This is a genomic window from Frateuria sp. YIM B11624, assembly GCF_049727805.1.
Lineage (GTDB): Bacteria > Pseudomonadota > Gammaproteobacteria > Xanthomonadales > Rhodanobacteraceae > Frateuria_A.
On the sequence record NZ_JBCNYA010000002.1, the window covers coordinates 103,313 to 119,419 of the forward strand.

Genomic DNA, 16,107 nt, shown 5'->3' on the forward strand with positions numbered 1-16,107 from the left:
GCGATGATCAAGAATGGTTCGAGGCCAATCCACGGTTTAAGGGCCTACCTTTGTATAAGGAAATAAGTGAGCGCCCACAGTCGGCACTCGCAGACCTCATCTGTTGTTCTTTCCTTTAAATTTGGGAGGGGCAAAATAGTAGCCCAAAGCCAAGGCAAATCCTATTGCCTGGGTCACTCCAATGAATGCCCCATTTGGGCGCGATCCCGCAATTATGCAATAACCTCCATAAAGAACAAGCATTGCCGCCAAACCCGTGCCTAACGATAGAAAAAGGTGAATGATCGCTTTCATTATCTACCACACCCGCAATCGCTGAGGGACTTAGCCTGCGCCTCCACTGCTAGGTCTATATATGCCCCAGCAATTCCGAACATCGGACCAGCCACAAACGCTCCTGCGCCTAAACCTCGGTTAGCCAACGTAGCTGCTCCAACATAAGTGATAACGCGACCACTCATTTTTACTCCGATACTCCCATAACCCATCCTTGTTCCTACGTAAGAAAGCGCACCATTCGCAAGAACTACGCCGGGGTTGCCCTCGTCTTGAATGGCAGATCCAACCATAGATGCGAAGCCAGAGGCAGCTGAATCACGGCCTGGATCGTTCCGCGATAAATAGTTAGACAGGGCCTGCGTGGCCGATCCAAATAAGGCTCCTGCAATACCGCCACCCAGAATTCCCCAAGGACTGCCCTTAAGATTTGCCGCACCAGTTAGCGAGCCCGTAATAAATCCACCCGCACCAGCTCCCAGTACACTCGCCGTATTATCGCTGATGCAGATCAGTCCCAGCGGGTCTGTGGCGCCAAGAGGATTATTGCCGGCATAGGCGTACGTATTGATACCGCCACTGAGTCCAAGCGGATCACTCTCAACATATCGCCCCAACGTTGGATCGTAGTCCCGGAATCCATTGTTCCACAGTCCGGTCTCCGCGTCGTAGTACTGTCCCGGGAAGCCAAGGTTCAGAGGGACCGAGTTAGACACTGTGACGTTTCGCGTGAAAGGCCAGTTCTGCGCACTCCACACCACCTCTTGCGAGGCATTTGTGACCACCTGAGGCCGACCGAGCTGGTCGTCATGGATTGCCTCCAGTTGTCCGTTCACCTGTCGCCCGATCAGTCGCCCGCCCATCCACACGTAGTCGATCCAGGCGCCGTTGGCATACTCCGCAAGCAGCGGGCCGCTGACGTCTGGTGCGAAGTAGGTAGTACCCGCTCCCCCTGCCTTGGCCAGCCGTTGTCCTTCCGGATTGACGTAGTACGTCGAGCCACCGGCCGCGCTCATCCGGTTGAACGCATCGTACTGGTAGGCCGTCGCGCCATTCAGCGTGGTCAGATTGCCTAGGTCGTCATAACCGTAGCTCTGCGGGTTGACTCCTGTCGTACTCACTAGGCGGTTGCTGCTGGCGCTGTACCCGGTATTGCTGGTGCCTGCACCGGTCACAGTTGTAACTCGATTGCCGTTTGCGTCATACCCATAGCTTGCCACTTGATTGGCCGAGTTCACCGACACCAGCCGCGACTGGTCGTCGTACCCGAAGTCCTGACTCATGGTGCCGTCGAGCACGTTGTCGATGCCGGTGAGGCGGTTAGCCGCGTCGTAGCTGTAACCCAGGCTTTCTACGCCCGGCACTGTGATTCCCGTGAGGCGGCCATCGGTGTCGTAGCTCAGCGAGTTGGTTAACCCGTTGCTTGATGTCCAGCCCGCCAGCGCCGTATCCATCGGTCGCCACGTGACGTTGCTGGCCGCGGTCAGCTGGGTACTGCCCATGGTGAACGTGATGACGGAAACAGCACCTTGACCATAGCTGTAGTTGGCTTGATAGCCGTCCGGGTAGGTTATCGTATTGAGTTGCCCCAGGGCGTCGTAGCCGTAGCCTAGCGAGTAGGTGGTACCGCTGATCGAAAAGCCACGCCCGCTGACCCAGCCCTCGGGAGTGTAGGTGTAGGCCGTAGAGCCAGTGGCATCGCTGGCGGAACACAGACGGCCAAGACCATTCGTACAGCTGTCGTAGGTGAAGGTTTGAACATGCCCGTCGGCAGCGACACTGGCTAGCCGATTGATGGCGTCGTAACTGTAGGTGGTCGTTACATTATTGGCGCGGGTCATGCTGCTACGCCGTCCATAGGCATCGTAGCTAGCGGTAGTGATGCCTGTATCCGGACTGGATACACCCCACAGCTGGCCCAGCCCGTCGTAATTGTAGGCGGTAACCAAGCCACGCGGATCGGTCACCGCGGTGATGTGATCACCGGCATCATAGGTGTATTGGGTGATTGTCGACCCGGCAGCACGAGCAGCGGTGCTAACGACAAGTAGGAGCCCAAACGACGCCATGCCGATTGCATACGACAGACAGTGTGTCGCTGCACCACGAATCAGGCGCAGGGAATCGCTCGCATGCTGATCCGATACATGGGCATTGAGGACGCGGACGCTTATGGCCACTTCCGCGGTCGACATGCATTCTGAAGACGAAACGTTTGCCTTCTGCGGCACCCGATTCAACGATTTTAGTAACGAGATTGTCGGCGCACGCGAATCTGTCGATGCGTCGCGAACCTTCAAGGGATTTCTCTTCGTAACGACAACCCGACGCGGCGCGGACCAGACCTTGCAGAGGTGCACGCCGAGTCGAGAGATCGTGCCGTTGTATGCGAAAGCATTAAATCGTGGGATAGAAACAAACTCGTCCATTCGTCCTTGCATCGATCTGCTCCTCATTCATACACCACGGATGGAGTGACCGCCGGACTCCAGGCCGAACAACCGGAAGCATTGCACGCGCGAACAGTTGCCGACACTGTGGCATTAGGTACTTGGGTATACGAAATCGACGGTGTTGTTGTCGTTTTCGTGTAGCAGGCGCCTCCTTGCTGACAGTATTCCAGCCCATAGCTAGATGCCTTCGCCACTCCCGACCACGATGCAGTCAGTTGATAGGTCGTCTTTGGTGGGCGCGTATCGTAGTCATACGATGCATGAAGGACGGCGGAGAGGCCGGTCGGTGTAGCCGGGATATGTAGCACGCTGACGCTGTCGGTGGCGCTCCAGCCGCTGCAGCCGCCTACATTGCAGGCTTTTACGTGATAACTGTAGGTACCATCGGCTTTACCGGTGACCAGCCGGCTGGTCGCACCACTGGTCTGGATGGCTTTCCAGACGCCGTCAACCTTCTCTTCCAGAGTGTAGCTGGTCGCTGTGCTTACCGCTGTCCATGTCACCGAATAGCTTCCAGTAGTGCTGCTAGTGGGCACGCTCAGTGTCGGCGCGTTAGCCACACCAGAGCTCGAAGTGGTGCGAGTTAGGCGGTCGAGTGCGTCGTACTGGTTGGTAACGATACGGCCGACCGCGTCGGCCACAGAGAGCAGGTTGCCGTTGCCGTCGTAGCCATAGGTCAGCAACTGACCATGCATACCTTGGCGCTGATAGAGGCGTCCCAAGCCGTCATAGCGCAAGATCTCGGAGAAGCTGGTCGTGCCATTGCGCGAGACGGTATGGCTGGTGATGTCACCATTGTCGTCGTGGCCGAAACCTTCGGTGGAGGTACCATCTTTGTCATTGCGAACGACACTGGTCACGCGCATGACGTTGTTGCGATTCCAGGTGGTTATCTCGCCCGCAGGAGTGGTTTCGCTGGCGAGCAAGCCGAACCCGTCGTAGCCATAGGTCCAAGTAGCCGCCGCGCCATTCGGGTCGGAGATCTTGGTTTGCAGTCGACCTCGCGCATCATAGGTGTAGTCGGTGATATCACCATTGGGGCCGCCCACTCGTCCAACTTCGCCCAACCCGTTGTAGTTGCTGTAAGTGGTGGTGTGCCCCAAGCCATCGACGAACGAGATCAGGTTGCCCAGGGCGTCGTAGGTATAGGTGTCAGTATTGCTGTTGCCAGGCGAAGGATGGGTCACAGTGAGGGTATGCACCATGCCATTGGGCCAAAGCGTATAGCGGTAGGTAGTGGTGAGTGTTTGATTGGCGCTTCCGTTACCGGAAAGATTGGTGACCTTGACTGAGGCCAACCGATTTTCTGGCGTGTAGCTAAAGGCAGTTTTGGACCAACCCTCGACCGTGACGCTCAATAGGCGATTGAGCTGAAGAGTAGGATCCCAGATGTAATCCGTGGTTCGCGCCAGCGATGTGCCCGCGGCTTCAGTTTCAGTCTGCAGCTGACCGGTCGCCGCGTACGCGTAGGTATGCACGTTGTTGTTGTTGTCGACGGTTCGCGACAGATTGCCGTTCGCGTCGTAGGTGCGGCTGTGCATGGTCGCGCCGCAACTGGATACGGCATCGTCACTGATTTCGGACAACTGACCGTTGTACGCACCACCTGCGCCATTGGTGCCACCATAAGTTTGAACTCGCTGATGGCCCAGCGCGTTGGTAATGGTGGCTTTCAGGATACCTGAGCCGTCACGAGCGTAACTGATAGCGACACTGCCAGTGTTGTCGGCAAGGTAATTTCTCGTCGCCCACCCAAGATAGCTACTGTTGGCATCTGTATTGTAATCAGTGTAGTCGTATGGCGTGCCGTTGTAATCCACTTCCGTCAAAAATCCGGGCAGCACTGAGGAATATTTAAACGCCACCTTCGTCGTCGGCTCTCCTGGATACGTAATGGACAGAAAATTCGGCGCGAAAATAGCCCCCGTCATTTGCATCGAATAGATATTTCCGGCGGGATCCTTCACGGTGACAGGCGTTACGCCATTGACGGGCGCGCCATAGGTAATGGAATAGGATTGTCCACTGGTGTGCGTCACCGTGTAGGTGGTGCCCGCCGACGAACCCGAGTTGGAGATGGTCCAACTAATACCGGACCTATCCGTAATGGACTTCAAGTAGCCGTTGCCGTCAAATATCTTGGTTGTCCCGTCTTCATCATGCAAGGTATAAGTGGCCGATCCACTGCTATAGCTGAGTGTCGCCAAACCACCGCCACCATTTTCGGTATAAGGACCACTTTGGGGTATGCCACTGAAGGTGATCTCCGATCCGTCAGGACGGAGATAAATCAGGCTATGGCAGATGGTCTCGCCAGTTTGCTTGTTGATGAAGCATTGCGCCTCAGTAAGCGTGTACTGCAGACTTGTCGACCAATAAGGATTGGACGAGGTCTGAGGAATCTTCAGTGCAGAATTGTAGTACAGGGTGAGACTAAGGCCCATTTCCCCCGGCAGGGCAAAAATGGGATAGGTTTCGACTTTTGTGCCGCTACTTACGAGGATAGGACGGCCTACTGGATCGGGACAGCCACTCTTGTTAGCGGCCGTGTCGTTGGTCGGCGCAACGTTAACCGAAGCGTAATGGTGGCCGGGTCCACCGCCACCGCCACCGCCTCTGGGCGGGGGGGCGCCACTATCGCTGTCGGGAAAAGATATGGTTTCGCAGGATATGGTCGCGCTTGGGTGCATGTAATCGCCCCCGGCGTCTTGCTGTCCCCAGCATATTTGATAGTGAACATCTTCTAGCGCTGCAGCCTCGGGAGGCCAGAGCATTGAACTACTGGCCATTCCACACACCAACGCTGTTTGGAACGAACTGGCAATCCAACCAAAACGCAACTTACTTGGTTTAACCATGTTTCCCTACCCTACATCCATTGATTACAGTAGTATTTGCAATTAGTCCATGTGTATCGCTGGTAGAAACACCCGCAATCCGTACTAGTAAGCCATCGCAATAGAGTCCAGGCAGCGAGAACCGCAAGACCGATGAAACAGAATCGTGTCTTAACCAGTGTAGCTTGCATGCTGCGGCATGTTGCCGAGTTAGACTGTAGGTATTTGCCTACAAACCATGTAGGCGTATTCGGGCAGCAGCGACATGGGTGCTGCTGATGATCACCATCGCCAGGCGCCGATCATGATGCTCTCGGCAAGCAGCGTAAAAACGGTGACGGTGGCGCCCATGATGGCTAAGGCGAGCAGGTAGCGCCGCCCTGTTGGGCACCGCTCAAGCATCTGGCAGAGCGTAGTGCACGCAGTAAGCGTGGCCGTGAGCTGTTTCAACATGGTCGTTCTGCTTCCTCCAGCCGATCGCCGGCGATGGAGGTGATTTTCGTGTCACGACCGCTTGGCCTTCCTCGGGGGCAATTTCCGGCCTCCGCGCAAGTACGCTCTAAGCGCATGTGTCTCCCTGCCTAGGCAGCTGAACCGCCCCTCCCTGGTCACTTGCGTCGGCCCGTACCTTAAGCCGTGTTCGCGCCTCACTCGAGCGACGCGGTGGCGACCACACGCGACCCCTTCGGCTACGCCCACCTTTCGGCAGATCTCGCCGACGGTCGTGCCCAGCTCGGCCTGCTTAAGCGCGTATGCGATCTGCTCTTCGGTGAAACGTGACTTCTTCATCGCCTGACTCCTCGTTTGATACGGGGCCCATGCGGCACGAAGTCTCTACTTTAGATTGGTCCAGATATCCGGGGGTGGGTCAGGTCAGATCGTATCTGTGTTTGCCAAGCGTTATGCACAGGCCGCGGGCGTCATGCCGCTCGTCGCGCAGGCGTCCGTTGAAGGACTTGACGTAGGCATTCTGGTTGGGCTTGCGGGCGTAGCACCGGATGCTCGATGAGACGCGACGGGAGCGCGAGACGCTTCCCCAAGGTTTGAGTGCAATAGCGAAGCCGGCGGTTTCGGCGCTAAGGCGGGCGCCTCTGGAGATCGGCTAAGGCCGACAGTGGATCCTCCGCGTCCATGGGGCGAGTTGCCAGCGGACCATCCTTCATTAGCCTCTTCAGCGAGGAGGGTCACGGCCGATATGCCATAGGGATGCTTGGCCCGAAAAAGGACGTGATGTGAGTGCGAAGGGCGAACGTCGCCGCGACTCGGTACCGTTGATCCTGCAACAGTTGAAGGAAGAGCCTGGTCCGCTGGCTTTGAACTGGCTGGGGTCGTTGCGCAAGCGAATCACCCGCAGTGGTCAACGCTATAGCATCCAGGCGCAGTTTCGCCGTCTGTTGGAAGTTGCCACCCCGCTGGAAGTGACCATTCCCATGGAGGCGTTCCATCTCCTCGCGGTGGGCACGCGCTGGAGGTATGGCACGTTCGCGGGCTACGGCTTCGGCCGCACGTGCTGGGTGCAATTGGACCTGCCGGCGTTGGACACCCAAGGACAGCATCGTGCGCTGAGGCCACACGAGGCCATGCCAGATTGGACCTATCCGCTGTATGACATGATGCATCCGGGCTCGGTTCGCGTTATTCCCGTCGTCGGCGGAGCGGATCTGGTCTTCCCCATCGCGGAGATGGTGCGGGCCTGGTATCTGTTCCACCCTGCCATGCTGCGGGTGATCCTCGGCGACGGCATCAACCAGCCTAGGTCGATGGCCCGTGGTGATCTGCCCTGGGATCCGGATGAGACGCGCGAGACGGGTGATGGTGCACATGTAACTTACGACACGACCTTTGGCGATGGGCCTATGAAGCGGCTTGCGCGACTCCTCTTCGACGGGTACGCCAGGCAGAAAGTGGGTGCGTTCTCGCGGCGTTTGCGTGAGTACAGCGAAAAGGATGTCTTTCCCTTTCCGTACACAGTGCCGCCATTGCAAGACCAGCCGCTACTGAAGATTCACTACATCGATATCGAAGAATGGGAGGGCCACCGCCCACCACGTCGGTTGGTGCTTTCGGTGCTTGCTGTCCGCCACCCGCCACCGTATCGATTCATTACCTGGGATGCCAAGCACGACAATCGACAGGACCCCAACGCGGACCCACAACGTCCGACCATCACACCGTTCAGTGCGCCCGGCATCATTACCGACGGCGAGGGCGTGACGCTGGCCGGGGAAGGCGCCGACCCAAGCGTGGAAAGCGTGCGCACGCACCTACTGGGCTTTGATGATGATGCCTATGACGTGCCGACCGAACGTGCGCCGCGTCGACCGTCGACCCACCAAGCTGGGGGCCGGGGACCGAATCCGGTGCCGGTAACCTACACTGCGCCGAATACTGGCGGCGGCGGCGAGGCTGGCGTGGCTGAGCTCGTTGGCGGCGACATGTTGCCGACATCCACGGAAGAGGAAAAGGGCCGAGGCGGTCCACCGATCGCACTGATCCGCATGCGCACGATATTCGATCGCGCGATTGCGTTGTTGACCTCGCAATTGCCTAGCTGGACTGTGACCTATCTCACGCTCGCAGGCATGGACAATGGGGTGCTGGACATCGTGCACGAAAAGCGCGCCGACTACCGCTTTCTGATCCTACATGCGCGCAGTCCCGGGCGGCATGTTTACGCGCTGCACGGCACGCCCGTCGATGAGGAAAAGGCACATCAACTGTTCGCGTGCCGACAGCCCTCATCCCTGCCACTGACAACCCAACAGTTCATTCAATGGCTGAGCGGCGTGCCCTACGCAGGCCGACCCATCTGGGTCAACAAAGAGTCAGACGGGCTTAGGCTGATCCCGAAAGCCTTCAATCACAAAAGATACGATGCCTCCTTCGATGAGGCGACGTGGATTCGGGAGTTCGCAGACAATGTGGTCAAAGCGGTGCTGGCTATCGCTTTGGGATAGGTTTGGGGCAAGTCTTCAACGGGCTGCTTTGGTCCAACGCAGATCAGGTAAGCAGCGTGCGCTCCTGAGAGCACATGTGAAGGCTACACATGTGATAAGGCCGGTTCGATTTCTGCCATGGCATTGGCCAGCCACGGCGGATTGGCGGCGGTAGACTCGAAGCGGCAACGGTATACGCCGCTACGTCTGGCATCACGCAGGAATTGTTTAGGCCAATCGCGCAGGTAGGCTTCCAGTGCCGCCAAAGGGTGCAGACGGGCCTGCAAACGCCAATGCTCGAATGGCGTGGTCGGTCGCGCGGCGGAGGCCCATCGAAGGCATCGAATGGTGGACGTATCCGTGAGGCCATTGAGGTAGCGTCGGCCGTACAGTCCGCGCAACAGGATGCGGGTTCCGGCAAAAAATTCGACTGCAGAGACACGCGTGGTTCCGACCTGTGAGAATCCCTGCCGCAGCGCCGCGTGACACCGATGCTCGAACGCAAACGCGCGCCTGACCAGCGGACGACGCGGCGCGACTGCAAGGTTGGCGCCGCAAGCTGGGCATGGGAATCGTCCAGCCATGATCAGCTGCACGCGGGCAAAAGTGACCGGCGCGTCGCAACGCGGGCACGCATCCCAGAGAAGGCATTGATGGCGGATACAGGCAATCTCGAAGGCCAGTCGCCCAGCGACGCGCATGGGTCTTCCCTCACCCAGGCAATGCGGGCAGTACGCGTGCCCGTGGTGCTGTTGCGTGCGATGAAATACACCCACAGGCATGATCCACGGCAACCATCCGTCGATGGTCAGGCGAGGGTAAAGCACCCCTTCGTAACGGCGGAGCGTGGCCGCCTCCATGCGCTCCTTGCTTAGTCCGAGTAGCGATACGCATTGATCAACCAACAGAACCGGGGCGAATCGGTCGACGTCACGGGGCCAGAACGCCCGGCCTCCGAATAGCTGTCTTTCGAGTGTGTGATTGCTGATGGCATTGGCCCAGGCGAAGCGGTGAAGCCACCAGGAAAGCGCTTCATCGCGAGCCAGTTGCGGGTGCGCACACCACTGCAAGCTGACCGGTGCCATGGTGCTATGACCGGGCGGTGGCGATTCGGCGACGGCGGTCGCTGGGTGGCGTCCATCCGACGCTTCGCAGGAGTGCCTGGGTGATCGACTCCTCACCCCGGTGGAGCGCTTCTGCCACGGCCATGCAGAGCAGGTCGCGCATCTCACCGAGCAGGCCTTCGCTCAGACCCAAGATGAGTGCGGCAGTATCTCGCTGTTGCAGGCGGGATGGCTCCCTCAAAGGTAGCGTTGCTTCGAAACTTGCCAAAAGACGCCGGTACTCGCTGTCCATACGCCACGTGGGCATCCAGATAGGCGTCAACCGGTTCGCAAGCTGCTCATCCTTGCTGACGGCGACCTGCGCTTCCGTGGTACCCAGTACCACGACGGACAGGCGAAGGATATTGCCCAAATGCTTGACCACGTCCATGACGACTCGTCGACGATCATTGCGTGGGCCCAGCACGTGCTGGAATTCATCGAGCAGAAGCACTCGGCATCCGACCCCGTCCAACAACGCACGCACCTGTCTCGCCTTTTCACTCACCGGATCGCGTGCTCGAAATGGCTGCCGTAGGGCAAGGAAGATTTCGTCGTACAGCCGACTCTCGTCCGGATTGGGTGGCACCTCGATCCGCAACACAGGGATGATCGCCGCATCGCCCTCGGGGTTGGCGTCCATCGGGTGGCGTGCGAGGAACTCCAACCCGACCGCGGTCTTGCCACTATTGGAATCGCCTAAGATCTGCAGGCCCGGCATCCGATGAGATGGAGGGTAATCGAGCAAGCCCTCAAGGCGTTCCAGCATCGCGTCGGCCGCGGCATAACTAAACCACTTCGGCCGGCGCATGTAGGCCAGACGTTCCTTCGCCGACAGGAGAAGGATAGGTCGTACGCTTTCGTCGACGTGGTCCACGTCAGTGCACTACGCGAATGGCGAAGGGTTCCGCCGGGGCGTCATCGTCCCAATCATCACCGTCCGGAGCGACATCGGCCAGAGGCCGTGACACACCGGTTTGGGCATCTTCGGCCTCGCGGCGGCTGACCCGGTCCCGTTTCTTCTGTAGGGCCTTGCGCGCCTTGACAGAGTGTGACTGCGCCTCGGCCACCAGTTGGTTGAGGCGTTCGTAAGTCTCGAAAATGAGATCCTCGTCCACCATGCGCCGGCCTTCCTTGCGAAGCTGCGACCGTACCTCCCGCAATTCCCACAGGCTGATCGATGGATATTCCAGATGCCGGTAAGGAATTGGGTAGTAGCGATTGGTCGTCGGATCGAGGAAGTAGACCACGCTGATATCGCGAGGATCGCGGCGCACTATGAAGCGTCGAGGGCGACGAGTCGTCGGATCCATGGCGCGGATCCAAGGGTCAAGCACTGGGTCGTAGTAGGACACGCCGTCAATACGCAGACCGTAGCTCTGGATCGATCGTTCGATCATCGGCATGAAATCCAGTCGCAGCCGCTTTGCGTCCGCCACGGGTGGCGCCAATCCAACCCCCGGCGTCACGCCGTCACCGAGCACGCCGAGTTCATAACGTTTGATTGGTGGCCGGTCGATGCTGGTGTGGACGCGTTGGTGGTACACGTTGCAGATGTACTCAGTGAGGTAGCGCTCTAGCTCGCGAAGCGTCAGGACAGCCTCAGTATGGGGTGCATATGTGCCGCGTTCCTGTGTGTTCGAGAAGGTCGTGCCAGGCAACAGGTGCACCTCCCGATTGAAAGTGCCCATCAGACGCTCGATGTGGCCGCCCCAATTGGGCGTCTTCACCTTCCGCCATTCAACCCGGAAGTGATACGACTGGGCGGCACGGGTAATCATCCCGCCGCGGAATTCTTTGGCATTATCGGCGTGCACTGCGGCAGGTATGCCCCACATCGGCCATCGGGTCTGAACACCGATGACGCCCAGCCAGCTTTCCTTGGGCAGGATCGCGTGGACCAAGCACATGCCGACCGTCACCTCACTGGGAGCGTCCAGCGACAGGTAGAAGCCCGCCACGCACCGGGAATAGACGTCGATGGCCACGGTCAGCCAAGGGCGGCCGATATGGCGCCGATGCACGTCATCCACGATCACGACGTCCAGCGGAGTGTGATCGATTTGCCAGTATGCGCCCGGATAATCGGCACCGGGAAAGCTTCCGGGACGGGCGGCGAACTTATCGTCGGCCGCCTTCCTACCCATGCGCTTCTCGGTCACCAGCCGCTCGGATATATCCGCCACGCGCCGGCGGACCGTGTTGGCATGTGGCGCCACCACGCCGGCACGTCGGCACGCCAGTTCGATATCACGCATGACCTGTGACACTAGCGGGCGTTGCGGTTGAAGGTAGCGATCCTCGACCGCTTCGCGGATTAGCGCTTCCGCCAGAGGATCGATACGCGAACCGCCACGCCCGCCCGATGGGCGATGAGGTGCTAGGTCGGCAATTTCCCCACCGTTCTTCAGCTTGCTGATCCAACGGTAAGCCGTGGCCACGTGGACACCGAGATGTTTGGCAACGGCTGTCACCTCACGACGCGGAGGCTGATCGGCCGCTATTAATGGCGCCAGGGCGGCCGCGCGTCGCTGGGCTATGTCCCACTGTTCGGCCGTCAGTGTCTCGAACCGGGAGCTTTCGTGGGCGTCGTCGACCAATTCTGCATCGCCGCGTGTCATCGCCTCAAGCAGCGATGCGATCGCGAGGCGGACCTTCTCGCCTGTGTCGATGCGGACGGCGAGAATGGAATAAAGATCGATGTAGCGGACAAGGGTGTACGAGATACCATCGATTACGACATCGCGGCCGACCCGAAGGATATCGATGGGAGCCTGCTCAGTCATAAGCGCTGAGTTCGGTGTGCATGGATATGGGACGCGAAAGGTCACACAGGAATGCACGACTGGCGACCATCGTCCAGACCGACGCGAGCAAAGTGGCGCGTTCCCACGGATCTTTCGCCAGATATGCGACAAGCTTTTCAGGCGTTGTCGGGCCCAAATGGCGCAGGGTCTTGATCAGCAGGGTGTGCACGCCGTCGGTAACCTCGTCGTGGGTGTACGGAAGAAGGAACTTGGCGTTCCACAGGAGGCCACCGGTCCGGATTTCGCGGTCGGTAATGACCCGGAATGACCAGCCTCTCTCCTTTGCATATCGTCGAGCGGCCCTGAATCGCGGCTTCCAACGATGCCAGTTGTCGCGCAACTCCTTGCGCTGCTTTACCTCGTAGAGCACCGTGCGCTCGGTCTGCGGCCACACGTCGAAATCGAGGTAGGTCACCAACACGTCGGGAACATAGGAGGGGTGCCCGTCGCCAACCGGAATGCGCACTGGCTGCGGCTCCCATCGACGTACCTTCAAATCGAATTCAAGCAACACGTAGAAGTCGCGCTCGAGTGATGACTCAAATCGCGCGGGTTCTACCCCAGGCTGCTTCTGGCTGGGCATGATTCCGGCGAGAGCTCGTCGGCCTAGGCCGATCTTACGGGCAGGTGGCAAGGCGCGAGGAAACCCAGTCGCAGTAGAGTGGTGAAAAGTGTAAGCAGTCGCATACACTTTGCTAAGTGGTCGCGCCGAGTGTAGTGAGTTCATGCTGTAAGGGCCCCGATTCGGCGCCTAAACGGTCGCATACACTTCGCCGGTTGGCATCGGCGGCGGCTCGAGCCCGCGGCCGGGTGAGATCTCGCTGGCGCACAACGGCGTGCTGTTCCTCGACGAACTGCCCGAGTTCAATCGGCACGTGCTCGAGGTGCTGCGCGAGCCGCTGGAATCGGGACATATCCTGGTTTCCCGTGCGGCGCGGCAATCCACTTTCCCAGCCCAGTTCCAGCTGGTCGCGGCGATGAACCCGTGCCCTTGCGGCTATGCCGGCGACGCCCGCGAGCGCTGCCATTGCACCCCCGACCAGATCCGGCGCTACCGCGCGCGGATCTCCGGTCCGCTGCTGGACCGCATCGACCTGTGCGTGGAGGTTCCGCGCGTGCCGCTCGCGGAGCTGGGCGCCCCGCGCAGCGTGTACGACGAGGATTCGGCCACCGTGCGCGCACGCGTGATCCAGGCTCGTGAGCGCGCGCTGGCCAGGGCAGGCAGGGCCAATGCCGAGATCAACACGCGCGAACTGGAGCGTGACTGCGCACTGGGGGAAGCCGAACGGCGCTGGTTCGAAGCGGCACTCGAGCGGCTGGGCCTGTCGGCGCGGGCGTACCACCGCATCCTGCGGGTGGCCCGCTCGATCGCCGACCTGGATGGCGGCGCGGCCCTGCTCGATCGCGCGCACCTAGCCGAGGCGTTGCAATACCGCCGTTTCTGATTTTCTGAACTGGCGGGTATTGACTTCCTTCGGGCACGGTCTAATATCTGCACTCGCCGGTACTTAAATGCATCCGGCCCGCCGCCCCGGTATCGGTCCCCCCTCCCTCCCCCGCCCGATACCGGGGCCGGCCTCTCTTCCTTCGAGGCGCCCCGGTCCGCTCGTTTCGGCGACAGCGAAGCGCCTGGCTGCGTGGCGCTTTCTGCAGGTATGGCCTTACCGCTTCGGGGCTTTTCCGTAGGAGCAGAGCGGCCGGCGCCACGTTTGAATTGCCTCACACACCCGAGCCCTGTCCGACGAGGACAGGACCTGGCGCGCGTGCTTTCGAATCGCCCGAAAGGCTCAGGCAGAATGGGCCGCCGCGGAGGCGAAGGAAGGCGATGACGCTACAACCCGGACTGATGTTGGCGTGCATGCTGGGTATCGGCTTTCTCGCGCAATGGCTGGCCTGGCGGGTGAAGCTGCCGGCGATCCTGTTCCTGCTGCTGGCCGGCATCGTGCTGGGGCCGGCGACCGGCCTGTTCCGCCCGGACGCGATGCTGGGCGACATGCTGTTTCCGCTGGTCTCGCTGGCGGTGGCGCTGATCCTGTTCGAAGGCAGCATGACGTTGCGTTTCCATGAGCTGCCGGACATCGGCCGAGCGGTGCGTGGGCTGGTCAGTTATGGCGCGATCGCCGCGCTGCTGCTGCTCGCGCTGGCGGCGCGGCTGATCGCGGGACTCGGTTGGGATGTGGCCTTGTTGTTCGGCGCGCTGACCTGCGTTACCGGGCCGACGGTGATCGCGCCGATGCTGCGCACGCTGCGCCCCAACGCGCGCATCGCCAACACGCTGCGCTGGGAAGGCATCGTGATCGATCCGCTGGGCGCGCTCTTTGCGGTGCTGATCTACGAGGCGATCGTCTCGCACCAGGAGGGCCGCACGGTCGGCGTCTTCCTGGCCACCATCGGCTGCGGTGCCATCGCCGGCGCGCTCGCCGCGTGGGCGCTGGCGTGGCTGCTCAGGCGCCAGCTGATCCCCGAATACCTGCAGAACTTCGGGGTGCTGGCGACGGTGCTGCTGGCCTTCAGCATCTCCAACACGATCACCCACGAGTCCGGGCTGCTGGCCGTCACCATCATGGGCATCGCGTTGGGCAACATCCGCGACGTCCACATCGACGACATCCTGGATTTCAAGGAAAACCTCACCACGCTGCTGGTCTCCAGCCTGTTCATCCTGCTCGCCGCGCGGCTGCAGTGGCCGTTGCCCGACGGCATGTTGTGGGCCGGCATCGCGGTGTTCCTGGTCGCCCAGTTCCTGGTGCGTCCGCTGACGGTGGCCTTCGCCAGCGTGGGCAGTTCGCTGTCCTGGCGCGAGCGCGCGTTGATCGCCTGGGTGGCGCCGCGCGGCATCGTGGCGGCCTCCGTGTCCGCCTTGTTCGCACTGCGCCTGCAGGAGCTGGGCGTGGCCGGTGCGGACGCGATGGTGCCGCTGGTGTTCATCCTGATCATCGGCACGGTGGTGCTGCAGAGCGCGACCGCGCGGCCGCTGGCGCGCTGGCTCGGCGTGGCCGAGCCGGAACCGCGCGGCCTGCTCATCTATGGTTCGGACGAGGTGGCGCGTGCGGTCGGCAAGGCGCTGGCCGACGCCGGGTTCCGCGTGGTGTTGGCGGACGATGCGTGGGACGGCATCCGCCACGCCCGCATGGAGGGACTGGCGACGTTCTTCGGCAATCCCGCCTCGCCGCATGCCGAACGCAACCTCGATCTCAGCGGACTGGGTTGGCTGCTGGCGATGTCCACCCATCGCGAGCGCAACTCGCTGGCCTGCGTGCATTACCGGCGCGAGTTCGGTCGCGAGAAGGTCTACCGCCTGCGCAACCTGGCGCCGCAGGAAGCCACGGACCGCGCGGCGATCGCCGGCAAGCTGCTGGCGCCGCCCCTGTTCGGGGAGGAGATGACGCATGCGCGCTTCGGCGAACTGCTGGCAGCCGGGTGGCGGATCAAATCGACTCGCCTCACCCCGGCCTTCGGCTGGAGCGATTTCATCGAGCGCAACGGCAGCCAGACGGTGCTGCTGTTCGGGGTGGACGAGAAGGGAAATCTGCGCGTGGCATCGGCCAAACGGGTGCTGGAGCCCAAGGCGGGCTGGCTGGCGATTGCGTTGACCCCGCCAGCTGCGGCGGCGGTGGAGCGCACGTAGCTGGATCTGGCTTTTCCGGGGGGGGGGCCTGCAAGCCTTGGCCCCTCACCCCAGCCCTCTCCCCGTG

At 60.7% G+C, this 16,107-nt stretch carries 9 protein-coding genes and 2 pseudogenes; 3 read left to right on the forward strand and 8 right to left on the reverse strand.

The annotated features are described in order from the left end of the window. Positions 1 to 293: 293 nt before the first annotated feature. From AAIL17_RS01435 to AAIL17_RS01450, 4 genes and pseudogenes are all read right to left on the reverse strand, one after another. Positions 294 to 2,705 carry an RHS repeat domain-containing protein gene (locus AAIL17_RS01435; protein WP_424681021.1) on the reverse strand — a complete coding sequence of 804 codons (2,412 nt, stop codon included), beginning with the start codon at positions 2,703 to 2,705 and terminating at the stop codon, positions 294 to 296. Between the two features lie 23 nt (positions 2,706 to 2,728). After that, positions 2,729 to 5,587, reverse strand: a complete 2,859-nt coding sequence (locus AAIL17_RS01440; RefSeq protein ID WP_424681022.1) for a DUF6531 domain-containing protein — start codon at positions 5,585 to 5,587, stop codon at positions 2,729 to 2,731. A gap of 261 nt (positions 5,588 to 5,848) precedes the next feature. Continuing rightward, a complete protein-coding gene (locus AAIL17_RS01445) occupies positions 5,849 to 6,019 on the reverse strand; it encodes a hypothetical protein (protein ID WP_424681023.1) in 171 nt (56 codons plus the stop codon). Between the two features lie 231 nt (positions 6,020 to 6,250). Beyond that, positions 6,251 to 6,355: pseudogene (locus tag AAIL17_RS01450) on the reverse strand (transposase); the annotation flags it as partial. Positions 6,356 to 6,798: 443 nt separating this feature from the next. On the opposite strand from AAIL17_RS01450, the gene AAIL17_RS01455 reads away from it, so the two are divergent. Beyond that, positions 6,799 to 8,523 carry a hypothetical protein gene (locus AAIL17_RS01455; RefSeq protein ID WP_424681024.1) on the forward strand — a complete coding sequence of 575 codons (1,725 nt, stop codon included), beginning with the start codon at positions 6,799 to 6,801 and terminating at the stop codon, positions 8,521 to 8,523. Positions 8,524 to 8,606: 83 nt separating this feature from the next. Here the strand turns inward: AAIL17_RS01455 and AAIL17_RS01460 are convergent, their stop codons facing one another. The 4 genes from AAIL17_RS01460 to AAIL17_RS01475 are packed head-to-tail and all read right to left on the reverse strand — an operon-like array spanning position 8,607 to position 12,995. Continuing rightward, positions 8,607 to 9,587 (reverse strand): TniQ family protein, encoded by a 981-nt coding sequence (locus AAIL17_RS01460; RefSeq protein ID WP_424681025.1) that lies wholly within the window; start codon positions 9,585 to 9,587, stop codon positions 8,607 to 8,609. A 4-nt stretch (positions 9,588 to 9,591) separates the two neighbouring features. Beyond that, entirely contained in the window at positions 9,592 to 10,482 is an 891-nt protein-coding gene (locus AAIL17_RS01465) for a TniB family NTP-binding protein (RefSeq protein WP_424681026.1), read from the reverse strand. Position 10,483: 1 nt separating this feature from the next. Next, positions 10,484 to 12,391, reverse strand: coding sequence for a Mu transposase C-terminal domain-containing protein (locus tag AAIL17_RS01470; protein ID WP_424681027.1), 1,908 nt, complete (start codon positions 12,389 to 12,391; stop codon positions 10,484 to 10,486). Continuing rightward, a complete protein-coding gene (locus tag AAIL17_RS01475; RefSeq protein ID WP_424681028.1) occupies positions 12,384 to 12,995 on the reverse strand; it encodes a TnsA endonuclease N-terminal domain-containing protein in 612 nt (203 codons plus the stop codon). The genes AAIL17_RS01470 and AAIL17_RS01475 overlap by 8 nt, the downstream gene beginning before the upstream one ends. Positions 12,996 to 13,194: 199 nt before the next feature. On the opposite strand from AAIL17_RS01475, the pseudogene AAIL17_RS01480 reads away from it, so the two are divergent. Next, positions 13,195 to 13,857, forward strand: a pseudogene (locus tag AAIL17_RS01480) (ATP-binding protein); the annotation flags it as partial. A gap of 380 nt (positions 13,858 to 14,237) precedes the next feature. Beyond that, on the forward strand, positions 14,238 to 16,040 hold the full coding sequence (locus tag AAIL17_RS01485) for a cation:proton antiporter (RefSeq protein WP_424681029.1): 1,803 nt from the start codon (positions 14,238 to 14,240) through the stop codon (positions 16,038 to 16,040). Positions 16,041 to 16,107 lie beyond the last annotated feature (67 nt).

Excerpts from the sequence above, each read along its gene's own strand:
- AAIL17_RS01440 (WP_424681022.1), bottom strand. The coding sequence starts at position 5,587 with ATGGTTAAACCAAGTAAGTTGCGTTTTGGTTGGATTGCCAGTTCGTTC.
- AAIL17_RS01460 (WP_424681025.1), bottom strand. The coding sequence starts at position 9,587 with ATGGCACCGGTCAGCTTGCAGTGGTGTGCGCACCCGCAACTGGCTCGC.
- AAIL17_RS01445 (WP_424681023.1), bottom strand. The coding sequence starts at position 6,019 with ATGTTGAAACAGCTCACGGCCACGCTTACTGCGTGCACTACGCTCTGC.
- AAIL17_RS01470 (WP_424681027.1), bottom strand. The coding sequence starts at position 12,391 with ATGACTGAGCAGGCTCCCATCGATATCCTTCGGGTCGGCCGCGATGTC.
- AAIL17_RS01485 (WP_424681029.1), top strand. The coding sequence starts at position 14,238 with ATGACGCTACAACCCGGACTGATGTTGGCGTGCATGCTGGGTATCGGC.
- AAIL17_RS01435 (WP_424681021.1), bottom strand. The coding sequence starts at position 2,705 with ATGGACGAGTTTGTTTCTATCCCACGATTTAATGCTTTCGCATACAAC.
- AAIL17_RS01475 (WP_424681028.1), bottom strand. The coding sequence starts at position 12,995 with ATGCCCAGCCAGAAGCAGCCTGGGGTAGAACCCGCGCGATTTGAGTCA.